This window comes from Pseudolabrys sp. (assembly GCF_050250095.1).
Classification (GTDB): Bacteria; Pseudomonadota; Alphaproteobacteria; order Rhizobiales; family Xanthobacteraceae; genus Pseudolabrys.
Genome location: NZ_JBFWPH010000004.1, coordinates 91,559 through 107,291, shown reverse-complemented (window position 1 = coordinate 107,291; position 15,733 = coordinate 91,559). Strand labels below are relative to the sequence as shown.

Genomic DNA, 15,733 nt, shown 5'->3' with positions numbered 1-15,733 from the left:
CGCAGCGTGGCTTGCCGCGGTCAAAACTTCCCCTCGCGCTTCTGCTGAAACGCCTTGATGCCTTCGTGGCGCGCATTGTCCGACATGCAGATGGTGTGCAGCTCGTTCTCGTAGCGCAGGCCCTGCTCCAGCGACATCGACAGCGCGGCGCGGATGCCGGCCTTCACCGCCTGGGTCGCGACCGGGCTCAGCGAGGCGATCTTCGCCGCCAGCGCGATCGTGCGCGAGACGACCTGCGCATCCTCGACCACCTCTTCGACGAGGCCGATGCGCAGCGCCGTTTCGGCGTCGACCGGCTCGCCGGTCAGCAGCATCTTCATCGCCTGACCGACGCCGACCAGACGCGGCAACATCTGCGACGCGCCGCCACCGCCGATCCAGCCGCGCGTGACTTCGGGACCGCCGATCTTCGCACTGCGGCCGGCGATGCGAATGTCCGCCGCGATCGCCATTTCCATGCCGCCGCCGAGCACCCAGCCTTTCAGGCCGGCGATCACCGGCTTGCGGATGTTGCGCACCACCGCCGCGTATTCGATGCGGTCGCGGAACGCCATGACGTCGGTGAGGTCGGCGAGAATATTGAGGTCGCTGCCGGCGGAAAACGCTTTATCGCCCGCGCCCATGATGGTGGCGACGCGCACATCCTTGTTGTCGTCGATTTCCTTGCAGACGCGCTGCAATTCCTCGGTCATCGCCGGAGTGATGGCGTTCATCTTGTCGGGCCGGTCGAGCAGGATATGACCGATGCCGTCCGCGACGGTGAGAGTGACGCGCGCCATTACGGAGCCTTCTTCTTTGCCGTGTCGCCGCCGGCGCGGTGCTCGACTTCCCGCAGAATCGAGGAAACGTCGTTGCCGGTGCCGATGCGGTCGATCAGTTGCGAGAACATGCCGATCACGGTGTCGAGCAGAGTGAAATGCAGGCCGGACTTGGCGGCGAGCGCCTGCGCGGTGCGCATGTCCTTGAGCTGATATTCCGCCGGGCCGCCGGGCACGAAATTGCGGGCGATCATGCGCTCGCCGTGGATGTTGAGGATCCTGGAGTCGGCGAAGCCGCCCATCAGTGCCTGCCGCACGGCGGCGGCGTCCGCCCCGCCCTTCACCGCGAAATGCAGCGCCTCGGCCACCGCCGTCATGGTGCCGCCGACGATGATCTGATTGGCGAGCTTGGTCATCTGCCCGGTGCCGACCGGACCGATCGACGTGACGCGGCCCATCGCGGCGAACATCTCCGCCAGACGTTCGACAAGGCCGCGCTCGCCACCCGCCATGATGGCGAGCGTGCCGTCGCGTGCGCCCGGCTCGCCGCCCGACACCGGCGCATCGAGATAACCGATGCCGCGCGCCGCGGCGCGCTGGCCCTGTGCCTGACAGCTTTCGACGGGAATCGAACTCATGACGACGAGCGCCGCGCCCTGCTTCATCGCTTCGAACGGCACGCGGCCGGTCGCGTCCTTGCCGAACATGACCTCTTCGACGACCGGACCGTTGCTCAGCATGACGATGACGGCGTCGGCCGTTGCGCAGGCCGCCGACGGACTGTCGGCGATCGAAACGCCGAACTCCGTCAGCTTTGCGGCCTTGGCGCGGTCGCGATTCCACACCGTCACGGAAAAGCCGGCCTGCGCCAGCCGGCGCGCCATGTGCGCGCCCATGATGCCGGTGCCGATCAGCGCAATCTGCCGGACGGCGGACATGGCCGCCGCCTACATCGCCTTCTTGACGGCCGTGAGCTGCTTGAACTCCGGCGTCTTCTTGTAGTGCGCGTCGAGCGGATAGCAGCCCGACACGATGCCGTTGCGCGGCGCGGTCGTGCAGTCCGAGAAGGTGCGGCAATAGCGCTTCTTGTTCGGCTGGGTGCCCTTCAGGATTTCGTGCAGCACATCCGGATAAGCGAGCACGAGGCGGCCGATGCCGACGAGGTCGACCCAGCCCTGCCGCACCACCGCCTGCGCGACGTTCGGGAAGAACTCCTGCAGGTAGGTGTAGCCGCTGCCCATGAAGCACATGTCCGGGAACGCCTTCTTGAGGTCGCGCACCACTTCGAGGTGACGCATGACGCCGATGAAGGGATCCTCCGGCGGATGATAGCCATCCGACGGCGGATAGAGCGCCGGACGGATGATGTGCGGATTGTAGTACGGGCTCGCCAGCGTGATGTTGACGAGGTGGATGCCGAGGCCGCGCAAAATCTCAAGGAACGCCTTCGGCTCGGTGAGATCGTATTCGAGCGGATTGTCCGGATTGCCGCCGAAGGCATAACGGTACGGGAGCTTCGCATCTTCCGGAATGCCGGGGCCGAGCTTGCCGGGCTGCGACAGCGCCGGGTCCGGCTTGAACGGCAGCGAGTCGATGGCGGAGAGCCGCACGCCCATCTTGAGACCCGGCGCCTCGGCGCGGATGCCCTCGACGACTTCACGCAGGAAGCGCGTGCGGTTCTCGAGGCTGCCGCCATATGGGCCGGGGCGATCGACGGCGCTCAGGAACTCGTGCGCCAGATAGCCGTGGCAATGCTTGATGTCGACGAACTGGAAGCCGCAGGCCTGCGCGCGCTTCGCCGCCACCACGAAGTCCTCGACCAGCCGCTTGATCTCGTCGTCGGTGATCGGCTGCCGGTCGGCCGGCACGCCGAACTTCTTGTCGAGCAGCGGGTGATGATAAGCGATGATCGATTCGAACTTGGTGTTGTCGTTCGGCTTGCAGAAGCGGCCGGAATGCGTGAGCTGCAGGCCGATGATAACGTCGTCGCCGTCCTCGCCGGTCGCTTCCTTGTGCCCCTCGATGACGCCTTCGCGCATCTTCGCGATGTCGCTCTGGCTCTCGGCGGTCATGACGAGCTGCTTGGGATTGGCGCGGCCGTCGAGCCGCACCGCGCAGGCCTCGCCGCCCCAGATCATCTTGGCGCCGGACAGTCCGAAGCGGCGCCAGCGGCGGCGCGCATTATCCGAAGGGCGGCCGTCGCGTTCGCAGTCCCAGCCTTCCATCGGATGCACCGCGAGACGGTGACCGATCTTCATGCCGTCGACTTCGAGCGGCTGGGCGAGCGGCGACTGCGGACCATGCGCGACGATGTCGTCGCACGGCATGTCGAGGCCGAGCGAGTTCACGTAGTTGCGGAAACCGGTGACGCCGTCGAGGGAGCCAGCCTTCGGGTAATCGCCAAACTTCATCGTTTCTCCCTTTCGTCACCGGGCGACAAGCCCGGCGCCTTTCTATTTTGCCCTGACGTAAGCCAGGATCACGTCGACGCAGTGCTTGCGGCGGATCTGCTGCTCGGCCTCGCTCAACAGGTTGCGCCCGAAGGTCGCAGAGAGCGTGGTCGCGTTGGAAAAGTAGAAGTAGCTTTCCGCCGACATCGACAGATAGAGATGCAGCGGATCGAGACCGGGGCGGATCGTGCCTTCCACCACGCCGGCGTCGAGAATCTTGCGGATCACCTCGACCAGCGACAGGTTCATGTCGCGCAGCTTGCGCGAACGCTTGAGATATTTCGCGCCCAGCACGTTCTCGCCGGCCAAGAGCGGGATCATCAGCGGATGCGCCTGGCAATAGTCGAACTTGAACTCGACCAGCCGCTGGATCGCCTCGAGCGGCTTGAGATGCGTCAGGTTCAGCTCACGCTCGGTCTGGCGCATCGCGATATAGGCGCGCTCCAGCACGGCGAGGTAGAGATCCTCTTTCGAGCCGAAGTAGTAGTAGAGCATGCGCTTGTTGGCGCCAGCCTGATCGGCGATCACGTCGACGCGCGCGCCGGCGAGGCCCTTGCTGGCGAACTCGACCTCCGCCGCGTTCAGGATCATCTGCTGGGTGCGTTCGGCATCGCGCACCGGCTCAAGGCGGGTTTTGCCTTTGGTCGGGCCGCCGCCCTTTTTCGATTTCGACGAGGCTGCGAGCGGCATCAGAAGGCTCCCCCTTTGAGGCGTTCGAACCGCGCGGAGCGCGCGGGACGCCGGTTTGCCTCGATTATAGCAGACAGCCCCATCGGTTCGGGCCGGAAAATCCGCCCGTCCATTGTTTTCAGGTTCGCCGCGATGTCCGGACGGAACGCCATCTGCGCGACGATATCGCGCGCGACGTCGATGCCCGGCGCGATCTCGATCAGCTCGAGGCGGCCCGCCTCGTTACGGCGGAACACCGCGCGCTCGGTGATGTAGAGCGCGCGCTGGCCGTTCTGCGCGGCGAGCGGGCCGGAATAGCTGACCTGCTCGACGGCGGCGACGAACTTCTTCTCCTTGCCCTCGCGCGCAATCCTGGTCGTCCCATCAGGCCAGCTGATGTCCAATCCGCCCGCGGTGAAGGTGCCGCTGAACACGATGGTCTTGGCGTTCTGGCTGATGTTGATGAAGCCGCCCGGCCCGACGATGCGGCCGCCGAACCGGCTGACATTGACGTTGCACGCCTCGTCGACTTCCGCGAACGACAGGAAGGCGAGATCGAGGCCGCCGCCGTCGTAGAAATCGAACTGATAGGGCTGGTCGACCATCGCCATGTAGTTGCGGCCCGCGCCCGGCTCGTTGCCGGTCGCGGGCGCGCCGCCGATCAGGCCCTGCTCGTTGGTCAGCACCACGGCGTCCAGCGTGTCTTCTTCCGCCGAGATCGAGGCGATGCCGGTCGAGACGCCGGAGCCGAGATTGCAGATCGCGCCGGGAAACAGCTCGAGCGCGGCGCGGCGCGCGATCACCTTGCGCGGCGAGAATGGCAGCGCGGCGATGCTGGTCAGCGGCACCTTCATCTCGCCGGCATAGGCCGGATCGTGAACGGTGAAATAGGTCTGGGTCTGATCGGGATCGACGACGATCGCATCGACCAGCATGCCGGGGATTTTCACCTGCTTGGGCGGCAGCGTGCCGGCCAGCGCCATGCGCTTGACCTGCGCGATGACGATGCCGCCGCAGCGGCGCGCGGCCTGCGCCATCGAGATCATCTCGCCGAACACCGCCTCGTGTTCCATCGTGATGTTGCCGTCCTCGTCCGCGGTGGTGCCGCGAATGAAGGCGACGTCGACATGAAACGGCTTGTAGAACAGGTATTCCTTGCCGCCGACGGTGATCAGTTCAACGAGATCGTCCTTGGCGAGCTTGCTCTGACGGCCGCCGCCGTGGCGCGGATCGACGAAGGTGCCGAGGCCGACATGGCTGACGAGGCCCGGACGGCCCGCCGCCATTTCGCGGGTCAACTGCGAGAGGCAGCCCTGCGGCAGCGTATAGGCTTCGATCTCGTCGGCCGCCGCCATGCGCTCGACCGGCGGCGAATCGACCAGCGTGCCGCAGACGACGCGCTTCAACAGGCCCTTGTGGGCGAGATGGCCGACGCCGCGCTCGGCGCGGTCGCCGAGGCCGACCGGGTGCACGGTGGTGATGTTGCGCGGCGTGCCTTCCGCCTTGAAGCGCTTGGCCACCGCGCCAATCAACGTATCCGGAACGGAATGGCCCGCGCCCGAACCGCCGATCAGGATGGTGTCATTGTCGGACACCAGCTTTGCGGCTTCATCCGCGGTGATGACGCGAACCGCCATGGTCTTCCCTTACGCCACGCCGTGCGTGCGCATGACGTCGTTGAGCCGCGACGCGGCAAGGTCCGGGTCGCGGATCAGGCCCGCGGCGTCGGCGAGCTTGAAGGCTTCGACCAGATGCAACAGTGAGCGCGCGCTCTGCTGTCCGCCGATCATGAGGAAGTGCTTCTGGTGGCCGTTGAGATAAGCGAGGAACACCACGCCGGTCTTGTAGAATCGGGTCGGCGCCTTGAAGATATGGCGCGACAGCGGAACGGTCGGCTCGAAGATCTTCCAGTAGGCGTCGTGGTCGCCGCGGGCGCGGGCGGCGAGCGCGGCGGAGGCCGCCGGCGCGATGACATCGAAGATGCCGAGCAGCGCGTGCGAGAAGCCCTGCTCGTCGCCGGCAATCAGCTCTGCGAAGTTGAAGTCGTCGCCGGTGTAGCAACGCACGCCCTGCGGCAACTTCCGCCGCATGCGGATTTCGTGGCCCTTGTCGAGCAGCGACAGCTTGATGCCATCGACCTTGGCGGCGTTGTCGGTGATGATATCGACGCAAACGTCCATCGCCTTGAGATGGTCGTCGCTGCCCCAGTAACCCTTGAGCGCGGGGTCGAACATGTCGCCGAGCCAGTGGATGATGACCGGCTCGCGCACCTGACCGAGAATGCGGTCATAGACCTTGGCGTAATCGTCCGGCGATTTCGCCGCCGCGACCAGCGCGCGGCTCGACATCAGCACGATACGGCCGCCGACCGCCTCGACCGCGGAAATCTGTTCTTCGTAAGCGCGGATCACGTCGTCGATGGAAAGCGACGAGGCCGGCGCGAGCTGGTCGGTGCCGACGCCGGAGAACACCACGGCGCCCGGCGTCTCCTTCGCCGCTTCGACCGAGCGGCGGATCAGCTCCAGCGCGTTCGGCCAGTCGAGGCCGCCGCCGCGCTGTGCAGTATCCATCGCCTCGGCGACGCCGAGACCGAGGCTCCACAGATATTTGCGGTAGGCGATGGTCTGGTCCCAGTCGATCGCCGGGGTCACCCACGGGTCGTTATCGACGAAGGGATCGGCGACGACATGGGCGGCGGCGAGCGCGATGCGATCGAACTTGTGCTGACCGTTACCATTCCATGACTGCGGGCCGCGCAGGCGATAGGCCTCCGTGCGGCCCTCGCGCGTCGGCAAATTCACCACCGGCATCGTTGCCACTGACTTCACCCTTGAATAATTATCTAGTTAGTTATATAACTGTGATACCCCGTCGTCAACGAAATCCAGGGTCAACCACAGCCCATGAGCAGCCTGAGCAACGAGGTCGTGACCTCCGTACATCATTGGACGGACAGCCTTTTCAGCTTCACCACGACGCGGAATTCCGGCTTCCGGTTCCGCAACGGGCAGTTTGCGATGATCGGCCTCGAAGTGGAAGGCCGGCCGCTGCTGCGGGCCTACAGCCTCGCCAGCGCCAATTACGAGGAGCAGCTCGAGTTCTTCTCGATCAAGGTGCAGGACGGCCCCCTCACCTCCCGCCTGCAGCACCTGCAGGTCGGCGACAACATCCTCGTCAACGGCAAGCCGACCGGCACGCTGGTGCACGACAACCTGCTGGACGGCCGCAACCTCTATCTGATGGCGACCGGCACCGGCCTCGCCCCGTTCCTGAGCATCATCAAGGACCCCGAGACCTACGAGCGGTTCGAGAAGGTCGTGCTGCTGCACGGCTGCCGCATGGTGGCGGAGCTGGCCTATAACCAGCTCATCACCGAGGAACTGCCGAAGCACGAGTTCCTCGGCGAGTTCGTCTCCGACAAGCTGATCTATTACCCGACCGTGACGCGCGAGCCGTTCCAGAACCGCGGCCGGCTGACCGACCTGATCACCACGGGCAAGCTGTTCGCCGACACCGGCCTGCCGCCGATCGAGGCCGCGCATGACCGCGTGATGATCTGCGGCAGCCCGGCGATGCTGACCGACCTCGTTGCGATCCTCAAGGAGCGCAATTTCCAGGAAGGATCGAGCAACGATCCGGGTCAGTACGTGATCGAGAAGGCTTTCGTCGAGAAGTAAGCGGCGGCGCCTGCCTATTGCCGTCATGGCCGGGCATAGCCCGTCGAAGACGGGCGTGAACGCCCTGTTGTCCCGGCCATCCACGACTTCCTTCTTATCATGCCACCAAGACGTGGATGCCCGGCACAAGGCCGGGCATGACGGAGATTTAGTCTCAGAGGGACCGCACGAGTCGCAAGCGCGACTCAATCCATCGCCAGCACGCCCTTCGACTTGAAGATGTTGCGGATCTGCGTCGAATATTCGCCGAACTTCGGCGACAGCTGATCGAGCCGGCGCGGCCGCGGCAGGTCGATCTCGATCACCTCGACGATGCGGCCGGGGCGCGGCCCCATCACCACAACGCGGTCGGCGAGCAGCACCGCTTCCGGGATGCTGTGGGTGATGTGCAGCGCGGTCTTGCGCGTTTCCATCCACAGCCGCTGGATGTCCATCGAAATCTGCTCGCGGGTCAGCGCGTCGAGCGCGCCGAACGGCTCGTCCATCAGCAGCATCTTGGGGTTATGGACGAGCGCGCGGCAGATCGAGACGCGCTGGCGCATGCCGCCGGACAACTCATAAGGCTTTTTCTTCTCGAAGCCGGCGAGGCCGGTGCGCTCCAGAAGGTCGCGCGCGACCGGCTCGTATTTGCTCCGATCCATCTTGCGGATGTCGACCTGCAGCATGACGTTCTCGAACACGTCGCGCCAGTCGAGCATGATGGCTTCCTGGAACACGACGCCGACGTCGGTCTGCGGCGCTTCGACCTTCTTGCCGCCGACCGTGATGGTGCCCGATGTGTAGGGCTGCAGGCCCGCGACCATCTTCATGATGGTGGTCTTGCCGCAACCCGACGGGCCGACGATGGCGACGAATTCGGAATCCTTGATGTCGAGATTGATGTCGGAACAGGCGTCGATCGTGCCGTTCTTGGTCTGATAGGTCTTTCCGACGTTATGCAGCCGGATGTAGGGCTCACTCATCGCGTTTTGGTCCCGATAGCGTCACACAATCCCGAAAACGAAACCGGCGCCCTCCCCGCGGACGGGCCGCGGGGAAGACACCGGCAATTGACGTTACTTCTTCGGCATATAGGGCGCCTCTGACAAATACTCGTTGGTGTAGTATTTGCCGACGTCCTTCACCTCAGCCATCTTGGCGTACTTCTGGAGCAGGTCCTGGCTCTCCTGCCAGTCTTCCTTGGCCGACCAGAACATCGCCTTACCCTTGGTGTGCTTGGTGTGGATGATGGTCATGGTGCCGTTCACCTCGAGCAGCGCGATCTCCATGTTGAACGCCGGAGCGTGTTTCAGGAAGATCTTCGACGCTTCCTCGCGGTGCTTGTCGGTGTACTCCCAGCCGCGCTGCGAGGCGCGCAGGAAGCGCCGCAGGATGTCCTGGTTCTTGGCTTCCTTGGCCCAGTCGTTGTTGACGATGATGGCGCTCGACAGCGTCGTGACGCCGGCCATGTCGTAGAGACGGGTCCAGCCCATCTTCACGCCGGTCTTGAGCTGCATGCGCGGGCCCTGGTCCATGAAGTAACCGAGCAGCGCGTCGGCCTGCTTGTTCAGCACGGCCTGCTCCTTGGCCTGCGGGTTCTGCACCGTGATCATCTGAACGTCGCTGAGCTTCATGTTCAGCTTGCCCATGAAGGCGGTGAAGATCGCGAGGCTCGCGTCACCGGCGGTGATCGCAATACGGCTGCCCTTGATCTCCTCGACCTTCGTCGGCCGCGCGGCATCGGCGCGGTAGATGAAGGACATCGGGCTTTCCTGCAGCGAGACGCCGACCGCCTTGATCGGCATGCCGGCATTGACGCCGCGCATCATCGTGGCCGCGTCGACATAGGCGACCGGGTTGGTGCCGTTGGCGACGAGCTGCGCCACGGTGGTCGAGCCGCTGCCTTCGAGGATTTCGACGTCGAGGCCTTCTTCCTTGTAGAAGCCCTTGTCGAGCGCGACGAAGAACGGCGCATGCTCGCCGTAGAGCGTCCAGTTCAGACGGAACTGGAACTTGTCGGCAGCCTGGGCAGTGATGCCGGATGCCAGCACTGTCGCGGCCGCGAGCGCAGCCATCAGCAGTGACGTCCTGGTAGCCTTCATTGTCATTCCTCCCTGAGAATAAAGCTTCGTTGTTGTCGTACCCCGCCCGCGGCCGGTCGCCTGGCCGCGGTTAGCCTCACATGGTGCCCGCCTCCTCGCGAACGCGATGGGTGACGTGCCACGGGATAAGGAAGTTCTCCAGCAGCTCGACCATGTAATAGAAGACGAAGCCGATGGCGGTCAGCGCCACGATGGTGGCGAACATCATCGGCGTTTCGAGATTGGAATTGGTGACCAGCAGCAGATAGCCGAGGCCGCGGTCGGCGCCGACGAACTCGCCGACCACCGTGCCGGCGATCGCGAGCGTCGCGGCCACCTTCAGGCCCGAAAACAGGTAAGGCAGCGAGGTCGGCAGGCGGAACTGCGAGAACACCTGCATCCGCGTCGCGCCCATCGAGCGCGCGAGGTCGTGCATTTCCGGCGACATCGAGCGCAGGCCGACAGCGGCGTCGATCACGATCGGAAAGAACGAGATGAGAAACGCGACGAGGATCTTCGGCGTGGCGCCGACGCCGAACCAGACCAGGAACAGCGGCGCGATCGCCACTTTCGGCACGATCTGGAAGAACAGCATGGTCGGCATGACCAGCTCGTTGAACGCGCGCGACGAGGTGATGGCGATGGCGAGCGGCACCGCGACGGCCACCGCAAGCGCATAGCCCGCGATCATCTCGTAGACCGTCACCCAGCCGTGATGGATCAGCTCCGGCAGCCGCGCGAAGAACACATGCGCGATCTCCGTCGGCGTCGGCAGCAGATAGGCCGGCATCTTGTAGATGACGACCACCAGCTGCCACACCACCAGGAATCCGAGAATACCCACCAGCGGCGTCAGCTTCCTCAGGAAGCCGAAGCTTCCCTCGCCGGCTGTGGTTTCCGTTTCCGATTTCGTCGAAGTGCTCACGAGCGCCATCGTCCCTTACCGAGTTTCATTTTTCTGTTTCTAACCATCAGACTAGCAAAGCCCCTGTGCCGGTAAAACAACCCGTTAAGCTGGCAGAACGTCGCGCATGCGCGCGGCCGGGGCCAGCGCACGCAAGGCACGGCTGTCCGGCGTCACACCGAGACCCGCACCGCCGGGAACCGGCAAAAGGTCGCCGCGCGCGCGAAATGCCGCATCGGTCGTGCCGCGGTCGGCAATATACTGCGGTCCATTGAGCGCGGCCGGAAGCCGAAGGCCCGCCCAGCCGAAGAAGTGCGCCGACGCCGCCATCGACAGTTCCGGATCGGTCAGGCCGGAGGCGTACAGCAGAAGTCCGTTGTCGTGCAGCAGCGTCGCGATGCGCGAGGCGTTCCACAAGCCGCCGCAGCGGGCGACTTTCATGGCAATGCCATCGAACATGTCGAGCGCGATGAATTCGGCGACCTCGACCGGCGACACGATGCCTTCGTCCATCAGCACCGGCAGCGCGCCCATTTTCTTCAGCGCCTGATAGTCGCGGAAGCGGTTCGGCGGCAGCGGCGACTCGATCGCCTTGAGGCCGAGGTCGGCGAATTTCGGCGCCATGCGCTTCGCGGTGCCGAGCGAATAGCTGGTGTTGGCGTCGCACCAGTGGAAGCCGTCCGGGGCAAAGTTCATCACCGTGCGGACCAGCTCGAGATCGTAATCCGGGGTCTGGGGAGTGCCGACCTTGATGTTGAAATTCGAATAGCCGAGCGCGCGGCCCTGCTCGAGCGCCTTCTCCGCCCCGGCGATGGTCGGCGACTGCACAGTCCAGCTCAGGCGGACCTCGCTCGCGTTCTCTCCGGTCAGGCTGCCGCCGGGCAGCAGCTTGCTCACCGGCTTGTTCACCTGCTTGCCCCAGAGGTCGTAGCAGGCGAGATCGATCGCGGCCTTGGCGATCGGCTGGCCGACCGAGAAGGACGGCCGGATCGCGCGCTCCATGCGCGCGTGTATGTCGTCGAGATCGCGCGGGTCGGCACCAAGCACCGCCGGCGCGAGATAGCCGCGCAGCGTGGTCTCGACGGATTCAATCGTTTCGTAGGTCCAGCTTTCGACCGGCACCGACTGGCCGAAGCCCTCGCGGCCGTCGTCGTCGGTCAGGCGCAGCAGGATCGTCGGCCGCTCCGGCGTCCGGAAAAACTTGAACTCGCCGACAAACGGGTAATCCACCCTGGCGATATCGACGCCCACGATCCGGGCCATCCGACGCGATCCTCCCGACGTTTTCTCGTCCTCCCTGAGTTGCGGCCTATTTTGCGATGGCCGCGCGGGAGGTTGCCAAGCAGTTTAACTATCTGGTTAGATCGGTGCGAGCAAAAAATTCGAATGATGCCAATTACGGTCTCAGACCAAAGTCTGGAATCGAAAAGAACCTTGGCCGAACAATGGGATATAAGGAGCCTGCCGGGATGCTGCGTCATCCGGGCGCGCCCGCCCCGGCAGCGGCGACGCAGATGAGAAGACCATGACTGCGACCCCGATTTTCCGTGTCCGCGAGATCGCGCTTTACGAGCGCGACGTGCGGCTGCGCATGCCGTTCCGCTTCGGCGTGGTGACGCTGACGGAGGCGCCGCAATGCTTCGTGCGGGCGCGGATCGAGACGGCGGACGGCCGCTCGGCCTGGGGTCAGGCGGCGGAAATCCTCGCGCCGAAATGGTTCGACAAGAACCTCGCGCTGTCGAACAATGACAATTTCGACCAGCTGCGGCTGGCGCTGCGGCTCGCGGCCAGCGCCTATACGGCGGGCGATGCCGACACCGCTTTCGGCCATTTCGCCGCGCATTATGACGGGCAGATCGCGGCGGGCGCCAAGCACGGCCTCAACAGGCTGGTCTCGAATTTCGGTCCGGCGCAGATCGACCGCGCCGTGCTCGACGCCTTGTGCCGGCTCTCCGGCGTGTCGTTCTACGACGCGATGCGCGGCAACCTTGCCGGCATCGACCCGGCGCGGTTCGCTCATGTCGGCGACCATGCAAGCGATCTTGCCGGCTTCGACATGGCCGCGTTTCTCGGCCGGCTCTCGCCGGCGGACAGCGTCGCAGCGCGCCACACCGTCGGACTGGTCGATGTCATCGCCGGGCACCCGAAGCAGGTAAATGACGGGCTGCCGGAGTCGCTCGAAGAGGTCGCCGCAACCTACGGCCACACCTATTTCAAGCTCAAGGTCGGCGGAGAGCCGCGGACCGATCTCGAACGGCTCACCGAGATCGCCACGGTGCTCGACAAAATTGAGACGCCTTACGTCACCTCGCTCGACGGAAACGAGCAATACAACGACCTCGGCGCACTGCTTGACCTGTGGCGGCGGATGACGGCAGCGCCGGCGCTCAAGCGCCTCGTCGCCAGCATCGCCTTCATCGAGCAGCCGATCACCCGCGCGCATGCGCTCGACGGCGATATTTCCGCGCTGTCGACGGTCAAGCCGGTCATCATCGATGAGTCCGACGACGGCCTCGACGTGTTCCCGCGCGCGAAATCGCTCGGCTATGCCGGCGTCTCCAGCAAGTGCTGCAAGGGCTTGTACAAGTCGATCCTGAACGCCGCGCGTTGCGCACAATGGAACGCGCAAGGCGCACCCGGCCGCTATTTCATGACGGGCGAAGATCTGACCACGCAGGCCGGACTCGCCGTGCAGCAGGACATCGCGCTCATCAACCTGATCGGGCTGACGCATGTGGAACGCAACGGCCACCACTACGTCAACGGCATGATGGGCCTGCCGGAAACGGAACAGGCGGCGTTTCTCGCCGCCCATCCCGATCTTTACGAAAAGAGCCACGGCGCCGTGCGGCTGCGCATCAACGGCGGCCGTCTGCAGATCGGCTCGCTGGCCGCGCCGGGCTTTGCCTCGGGCGCCTCGCCGGACTGGGCGAGGCTTTCGCCACTCGCCCAGCCGGCCAAGACTGTTTTCTAAAGACCGCCTTTTAGTTACGGCCTTCGTAGAGGTCGCGACCGCGCTTCAGCGCGCGGATCTTGCCGTCGGCGATGCTGCGCTTGAGCATCCAGAAACCGCAATCCGGGTGGATGTATTTGACCCGGCCGACGCCCAGCACCTTGTCGGCGGCTTCGATCTGCCGCGCGATCTGATCGGCCGACTCGATCACCGTCTGCTTGATGTCGACGACGCCGAGGCCGAAGCCGATCTCCTTGCGGAGGCCCTTGAACACCTCGAGCTCCTGCGGCGGACGGTGCGCGTTCTCCATCACGATGTGGTCGACGTGCAGCGCATTGAGATATTCGATGAGCTGATCCCAGCCGCCCTTCTGGATGGTCTGGCCGCCGTAGTTGCCGAAGCACAGATGCACGGACGGAACGGTCGGGATCGCCTTCAGGACGCGGTTCATCGACTCCGCCGCCCATTTCCATTCTTCCGGCGAGCCGGGCAGATTGGCTTCGTCGACCTGGATCACCGGGGCGTCGATGTGCTTGACCTGCTCGGCCAGCACGTCGGCGATGGCGAAGGCGAGTTCCGCCTTGTCCTTGTAGTGAGTGTTGAGCGCCATCTTGGCCAGCATATGCGGACCGGTCAGCGTGAACTTCAGCGGCTTGGTGGCGAGCGCCTTGGCGCGCGCGCAGGCGGTCGGCAGGTCGAGCGAGCCGGGGCCGAGCTTGGAGACCACGACGCCAGAGGGCTTGGCGCGAAATTCCATGCCGGGCTCTTTCTTGAAGTTGAGCCACTCGGCCAAACCGATCTCGCGCCGCACGCCGGACATCGGCAGCAGGAAATACTCGATCATCCCGTTGGTTTCGGGGTGATTGACGTCGAAGCGATACAGCTCGCCGTCGCACACCAGATCGATACCGGCCATTTCCTGGGTGTGGATGACGACGCGGGTGGCGTCGATCACGGCCTGTTCGGACGGCAGGGCGACAAGCCAATCCGGAACCGGATAGGACCCGACTGTCGTGGTTTGAATACGCGGTGCCGGCATTTCTGAACGCTCCTTGGAGGTGTGTTGTTCTGTGTTGGGTCCGGCAGCCGATCAGGCCGCCTTGCGCCGCTTCGAGGCGATGCGGGCGCCCTCGACCAGCGACTGAAACTTGGCCCAGACGATGCTGTCGTGGATTTCGTCGTTGCCCGCGAAGCTCGCGAAGCCGCAATCGGTCGAGGCGATGACGCGCTCGCGGCCGAAGGCGTCGATCCAGTAGCCGAGCCGCTGCGCGACCAGCTCCGGATGCTCCACCATGACGTTCGACTGGGTGATCATGCCGGGGATCATGATGATGTCGTCCGGCAGTTTGGCGTCGCGCCAGCTCGTCCATTCGTGTTCGTGGCGCGGATTGGCGGCCTCGAACGAGAAAGCCCCGGCATTGATGCGGCCGAGAATGTCGACGATGTATTTCGCCTCGATGTCGTGGACGCGCGGGCCGAAATTGATGCCGTAGCAGGTGTGGAAGCGCACCCGGTCCTTCGGGATGCCGCGCAGCGCGTGGTTGATCGCCTCGACGCGCAGCATGATCCACTTGCGGCAGTCTTCCATCGACTCGTCGGGATGGCAGACATAATGGGTGACGAGGTGCGGATCGTCGACCTGCAGCACGAAGCCGGCATCGACGATGGCGCGATATTCCTCGCCGATCGCCTCGGCCAGCGCGGTCAGGTATTCCTCGTCGCTCTTGTAGAAGCGGTTGCGGTTCCAGTCCTCGATTGAGGACACCGACGTCGCGGGAATGAAAGCCTCGCTGACGTTCACGCCCTTCAGGGCGGCTTTCAGGTTTTCTAGATCGGCCTTGAGCTGCGCCTGGCCGCGATACTTCACCGGACCGGAGCAGATGAAGTGAACGTGGCGCGTGTGCACATTGGCGAGTTGCGGCGCGTAATAGTCCGGGAACGCCTTGACCTCGCGCGAGCCGACCCAGGGGCTCTGGTTGCGGTCGGCGGTGTCCATCTCGAAGCCGGCGAGACGGTCGTTCATATAGGTAATGAAGCTCGGCTTGCTCATCTCGCCGTCGGAGACGATGTCGATGCCAAGCTCGGCCTGCTTGCGCACGATTGCAGCGACCGACTCTTTGATCTTGGCCTGATAGGCCGCCTCGTCGACCTTTTCGCCCTTTTGCTTGGCCACCGTCATCTTATGAAGATCGGCCGGCCGCGGCAGGCTGCCGACATGGGTGGTGAGAATGCGCTCGCCGCTGGTCTTCATCGCGTTTTCTC

At 64.6% G+C, this 15,733-nt stretch carries 14 protein-coding genes; 2 read left to right on the top strand and 12 right to left on the bottom strand.

Translation table 11 applies throughout. The features are described from left to right. Positions 1 to 20: 20 nt before the first annotated feature. The 6 genes from AB7F10_RS13400 to AB7F10_RS13375 are packed head-to-tail and all read right to left on the bottom strand — an operon-like array spanning position 21 to position 6,687. A complete protein-coding gene (locus tag AB7F10_RS13400) occupies positions 21 to 779 on the bottom strand; it encodes an enoyl-CoA hydratase/isomerase family protein (RefSeq protein ID WP_428562253.1) in 759 nt (252 codons plus the stop codon). Beyond that, positions 779 to 1,696, bottom strand: a complete 918-nt coding sequence (locus AB7F10_RS13395) for an NAD(P)-dependent oxidoreductase (RefSeq protein WP_428562255.1) — start codon at positions 1,694 to 1,696, stop codon at positions 779 to 781. The genes AB7F10_RS13400 and AB7F10_RS13395 overlap by 1 nt, the downstream gene beginning before the upstream one ends. Positions 1,697 to 1,705: 9 nt before the next feature. Further along, positions 1,706 to 3,169: a hypothetical protein gene (locus AB7F10_RS13390; protein WP_428562257.1), complete on the bottom strand. Its 1,464-nt coding sequence runs from the start codon at positions 3,167 to 3,169 to the stop codon at positions 1,706 to 1,708. 42 nt (positions 3,170 to 3,211) lie between these two features. Then, the gene (locus AB7F10_RS13385; RefSeq protein WP_428562259.1) at positions 3,212 to 3,898 is read right to left on the bottom strand and encodes a TetR/AcrR family transcriptional regulator; all 687 of its coding nucleotides are present in this window, start codon (positions 3,896 to 3,898) and stop codon (positions 3,212 to 3,214) included. Next, complete coding sequence (locus AB7F10_RS13380) at positions 3,898 to 5,514, bottom strand: acyl CoA:acetate/3-ketoacid CoA transferase (RefSeq protein ID WP_428562261.1); 1,617 nt, start codon at positions 5,512 to 5,514, stop codon at positions 3,898 to 3,900. Before AB7F10_RS13380 ends, AB7F10_RS13385 begins: the two co-directional genes overlap by 1 nt. A 9-nt stretch (positions 5,515 to 5,523) precedes the next feature. Further along, entirely contained in the window at positions 5,524 to 6,687 is a 1,164-nt protein-coding gene (locus AB7F10_RS13375; RefSeq protein ID WP_428562475.1) for a dihydrodipicolinate synthase family protein, read from the bottom strand. A gap of 93 nt (positions 6,688 to 6,780) precedes the next feature. Here AB7F10_RS13375 and AB7F10_RS13370 point away from each other — a divergent pair, with 93 nt between their 5' ends. Beyond that, positions 6,781 to 7,554: a ferredoxin--NADP reductase gene (locus AB7F10_RS13370; protein WP_428562263.1), complete on the top strand. Its 774-nt coding sequence runs from the start codon at positions 6,781 to 6,783 to the stop codon at positions 7,552 to 7,554. Positions 7,555 to 7,739: 185 nt separating this feature from the next. Here AB7F10_RS13370 and AB7F10_RS13365 read toward each other — a convergent pair whose 3' ends face one another. The 4 genes from AB7F10_RS13365 to AB7F10_RS13350 form a co-directional block, all read right to left on the bottom strand. Beyond that, positions 7,740 to 8,516, bottom strand: coding sequence for an ABC transporter ATP-binding protein (locus AB7F10_RS13365; protein ID WP_428562265.1), 777 nt, complete (start codon positions 8,514 to 8,516; stop codon positions 7,740 to 7,742). Positions 8,517 to 8,609: 93 nt separating this feature from the next. Beyond that, on the bottom strand, positions 8,610 to 9,635 hold the full coding sequence (locus AB7F10_RS13360; protein WP_428562267.1) for an ABC transporter substrate-binding protein: 1,026 nt from the start codon (positions 9,633 to 9,635) through the stop codon (positions 8,610 to 8,612). A gap of 76 nt (positions 9,636 to 9,711) precedes the next feature. Then, positions 9,712 to 10,539: an ABC transporter permease gene (locus tag AB7F10_RS13355; protein ID WP_428562269.1), complete on the bottom strand. Its 828-nt coding sequence runs from the start codon at positions 10,537 to 10,539 to the stop codon at positions 9,712 to 9,714. 84 nt (positions 10,540 to 10,623) lie between these two features. Continuing rightward, entirely contained in the window at positions 10,624 to 11,781 is a 1,158-nt protein-coding gene (locus tag AB7F10_RS13350) for a mandelate racemase/muconate lactonizing enzyme family protein (RefSeq protein ID WP_428562271.1), read from the bottom strand. 262 nt (positions 11,782 to 12,043) lie between these two features. Between AB7F10_RS13350 and AB7F10_RS13345 the strand changes: the two genes are divergently transcribed. Next, positions 12,044 to 13,492: an enolase C-terminal domain-like protein gene (locus AB7F10_RS13345; protein ID WP_428562273.1), complete on the top strand. Its 1,449-nt coding sequence runs from the start codon at positions 12,044 to 12,046 to the stop codon at positions 13,490 to 13,492. Positions 13,493 to 13,502: 10 nt separating this feature from the next. Here AB7F10_RS13345 and AB7F10_RS13340 read toward each other — a convergent pair whose 3' ends face one another. Then, entirely contained in the window at positions 13,503 to 14,510 is a 1,008-nt protein-coding gene (locus AB7F10_RS13340; RefSeq protein ID WP_428562275.1) for a cobalamin-independent methionine synthase II family protein, read from the bottom strand. 51 nt (positions 14,511 to 14,561) lie between these two features. After that, the gene (locus tag AB7F10_RS13335) at positions 14,562 to 15,722 is read right to left on the bottom strand and encodes an epoxyalkane--coenzyme M transferase (protein ID WP_428562277.1); all 1,161 of its coding nucleotides are present in this window, start codon (positions 15,720 to 15,722) and stop codon (positions 14,562 to 14,564) included. Positions 15,723 to 15,733 lie beyond the last annotated feature (11 nt).

Excerpts from the sequence above, each read along its gene's own strand:
- AB7F10_RS13345 (WP_428562273.1), top strand. The coding sequence starts at position 12,044 with ATGACTGCGACCCCGATTTTCCGTGTCCGCGAGATCGCGCTTTACGAG.
- AB7F10_RS13400 (WP_428562253.1), bottom strand. The coding sequence starts at position 779 with ATGGCGCGCGTCACTCTCACCGTCGCGGACGGCATCGGTCATATCCTG.
- AB7F10_RS13365 (WP_428562265.1), bottom strand. The coding sequence starts at position 8,516 with ATGAGTGAGCCCTACATCCGGCTGCATAACGTCGGAAAGACCTATCAG.
- AB7F10_RS13335 (WP_428562277.1), bottom strand. The coding sequence starts at position 15,722 with ATGAAGACCAGCGGCGAGCGCATTCTCACCACCCATGTCGGCAGCCTG.
- AB7F10_RS13390 (WP_428562257.1), bottom strand. The coding sequence starts at position 3,169 with ATGAAGTTTGGCGATTACCCGAAGGCTGGCTCCCTCGACGGCGTCACC.
- AB7F10_RS13340 (WP_428562275.1), bottom strand. The coding sequence starts at position 14,510 with ATGCCGGCACCGCGTATTCAAACCACGACAGTCGGGTCCTATCCGGTT.
- AB7F10_RS13385 (WP_428562259.1), bottom strand. The coding sequence starts at position 3,898 with ATGCCGCTCGCAGCCTCGTCGAAATCGAAAAAGGGCGGCGGCCCGACC.
- AB7F10_RS13350 (WP_428562271.1), bottom strand. The coding sequence starts at position 11,781 with ATGGCCCGGATCGTGGGCGTCGATATCGCCAGGGTGGATTACCCGTTT.
- AB7F10_RS13370 (WP_428562263.1), top strand. The coding sequence starts at position 6,781 with ATGAGCAGCCTGAGCAACGAGGTCGTGACCTCCGTACATCATTGGACG.
- AB7F10_RS13380 (WP_428562261.1), bottom strand. The coding sequence starts at position 5,514 with ATGGCGGTTCGCGTCATCACCGCGGATGAAGCCGCAAAGCTGGTGTCC.
- AB7F10_RS13360 (WP_428562267.1), bottom strand. The coding sequence starts at position 9,635 with ATGAAGGCTACCAGGACGTCACTGCTGATGGCTGCGCTCGCGGCCGCG.
- AB7F10_RS13395 (WP_428562255.1), bottom strand. The coding sequence starts at position 1,696 with ATGTCCGCCGTCCGGCAGATTGCGCTGATCGGCACCGGCATCATGGGC.
- AB7F10_RS13375 (WP_428562475.1), bottom strand. The coding sequence starts at position 6,687 with ATGCCGGTGGTGAATTTGCCGACGCGCGAGGGCCGCACGGAGGCCTAT.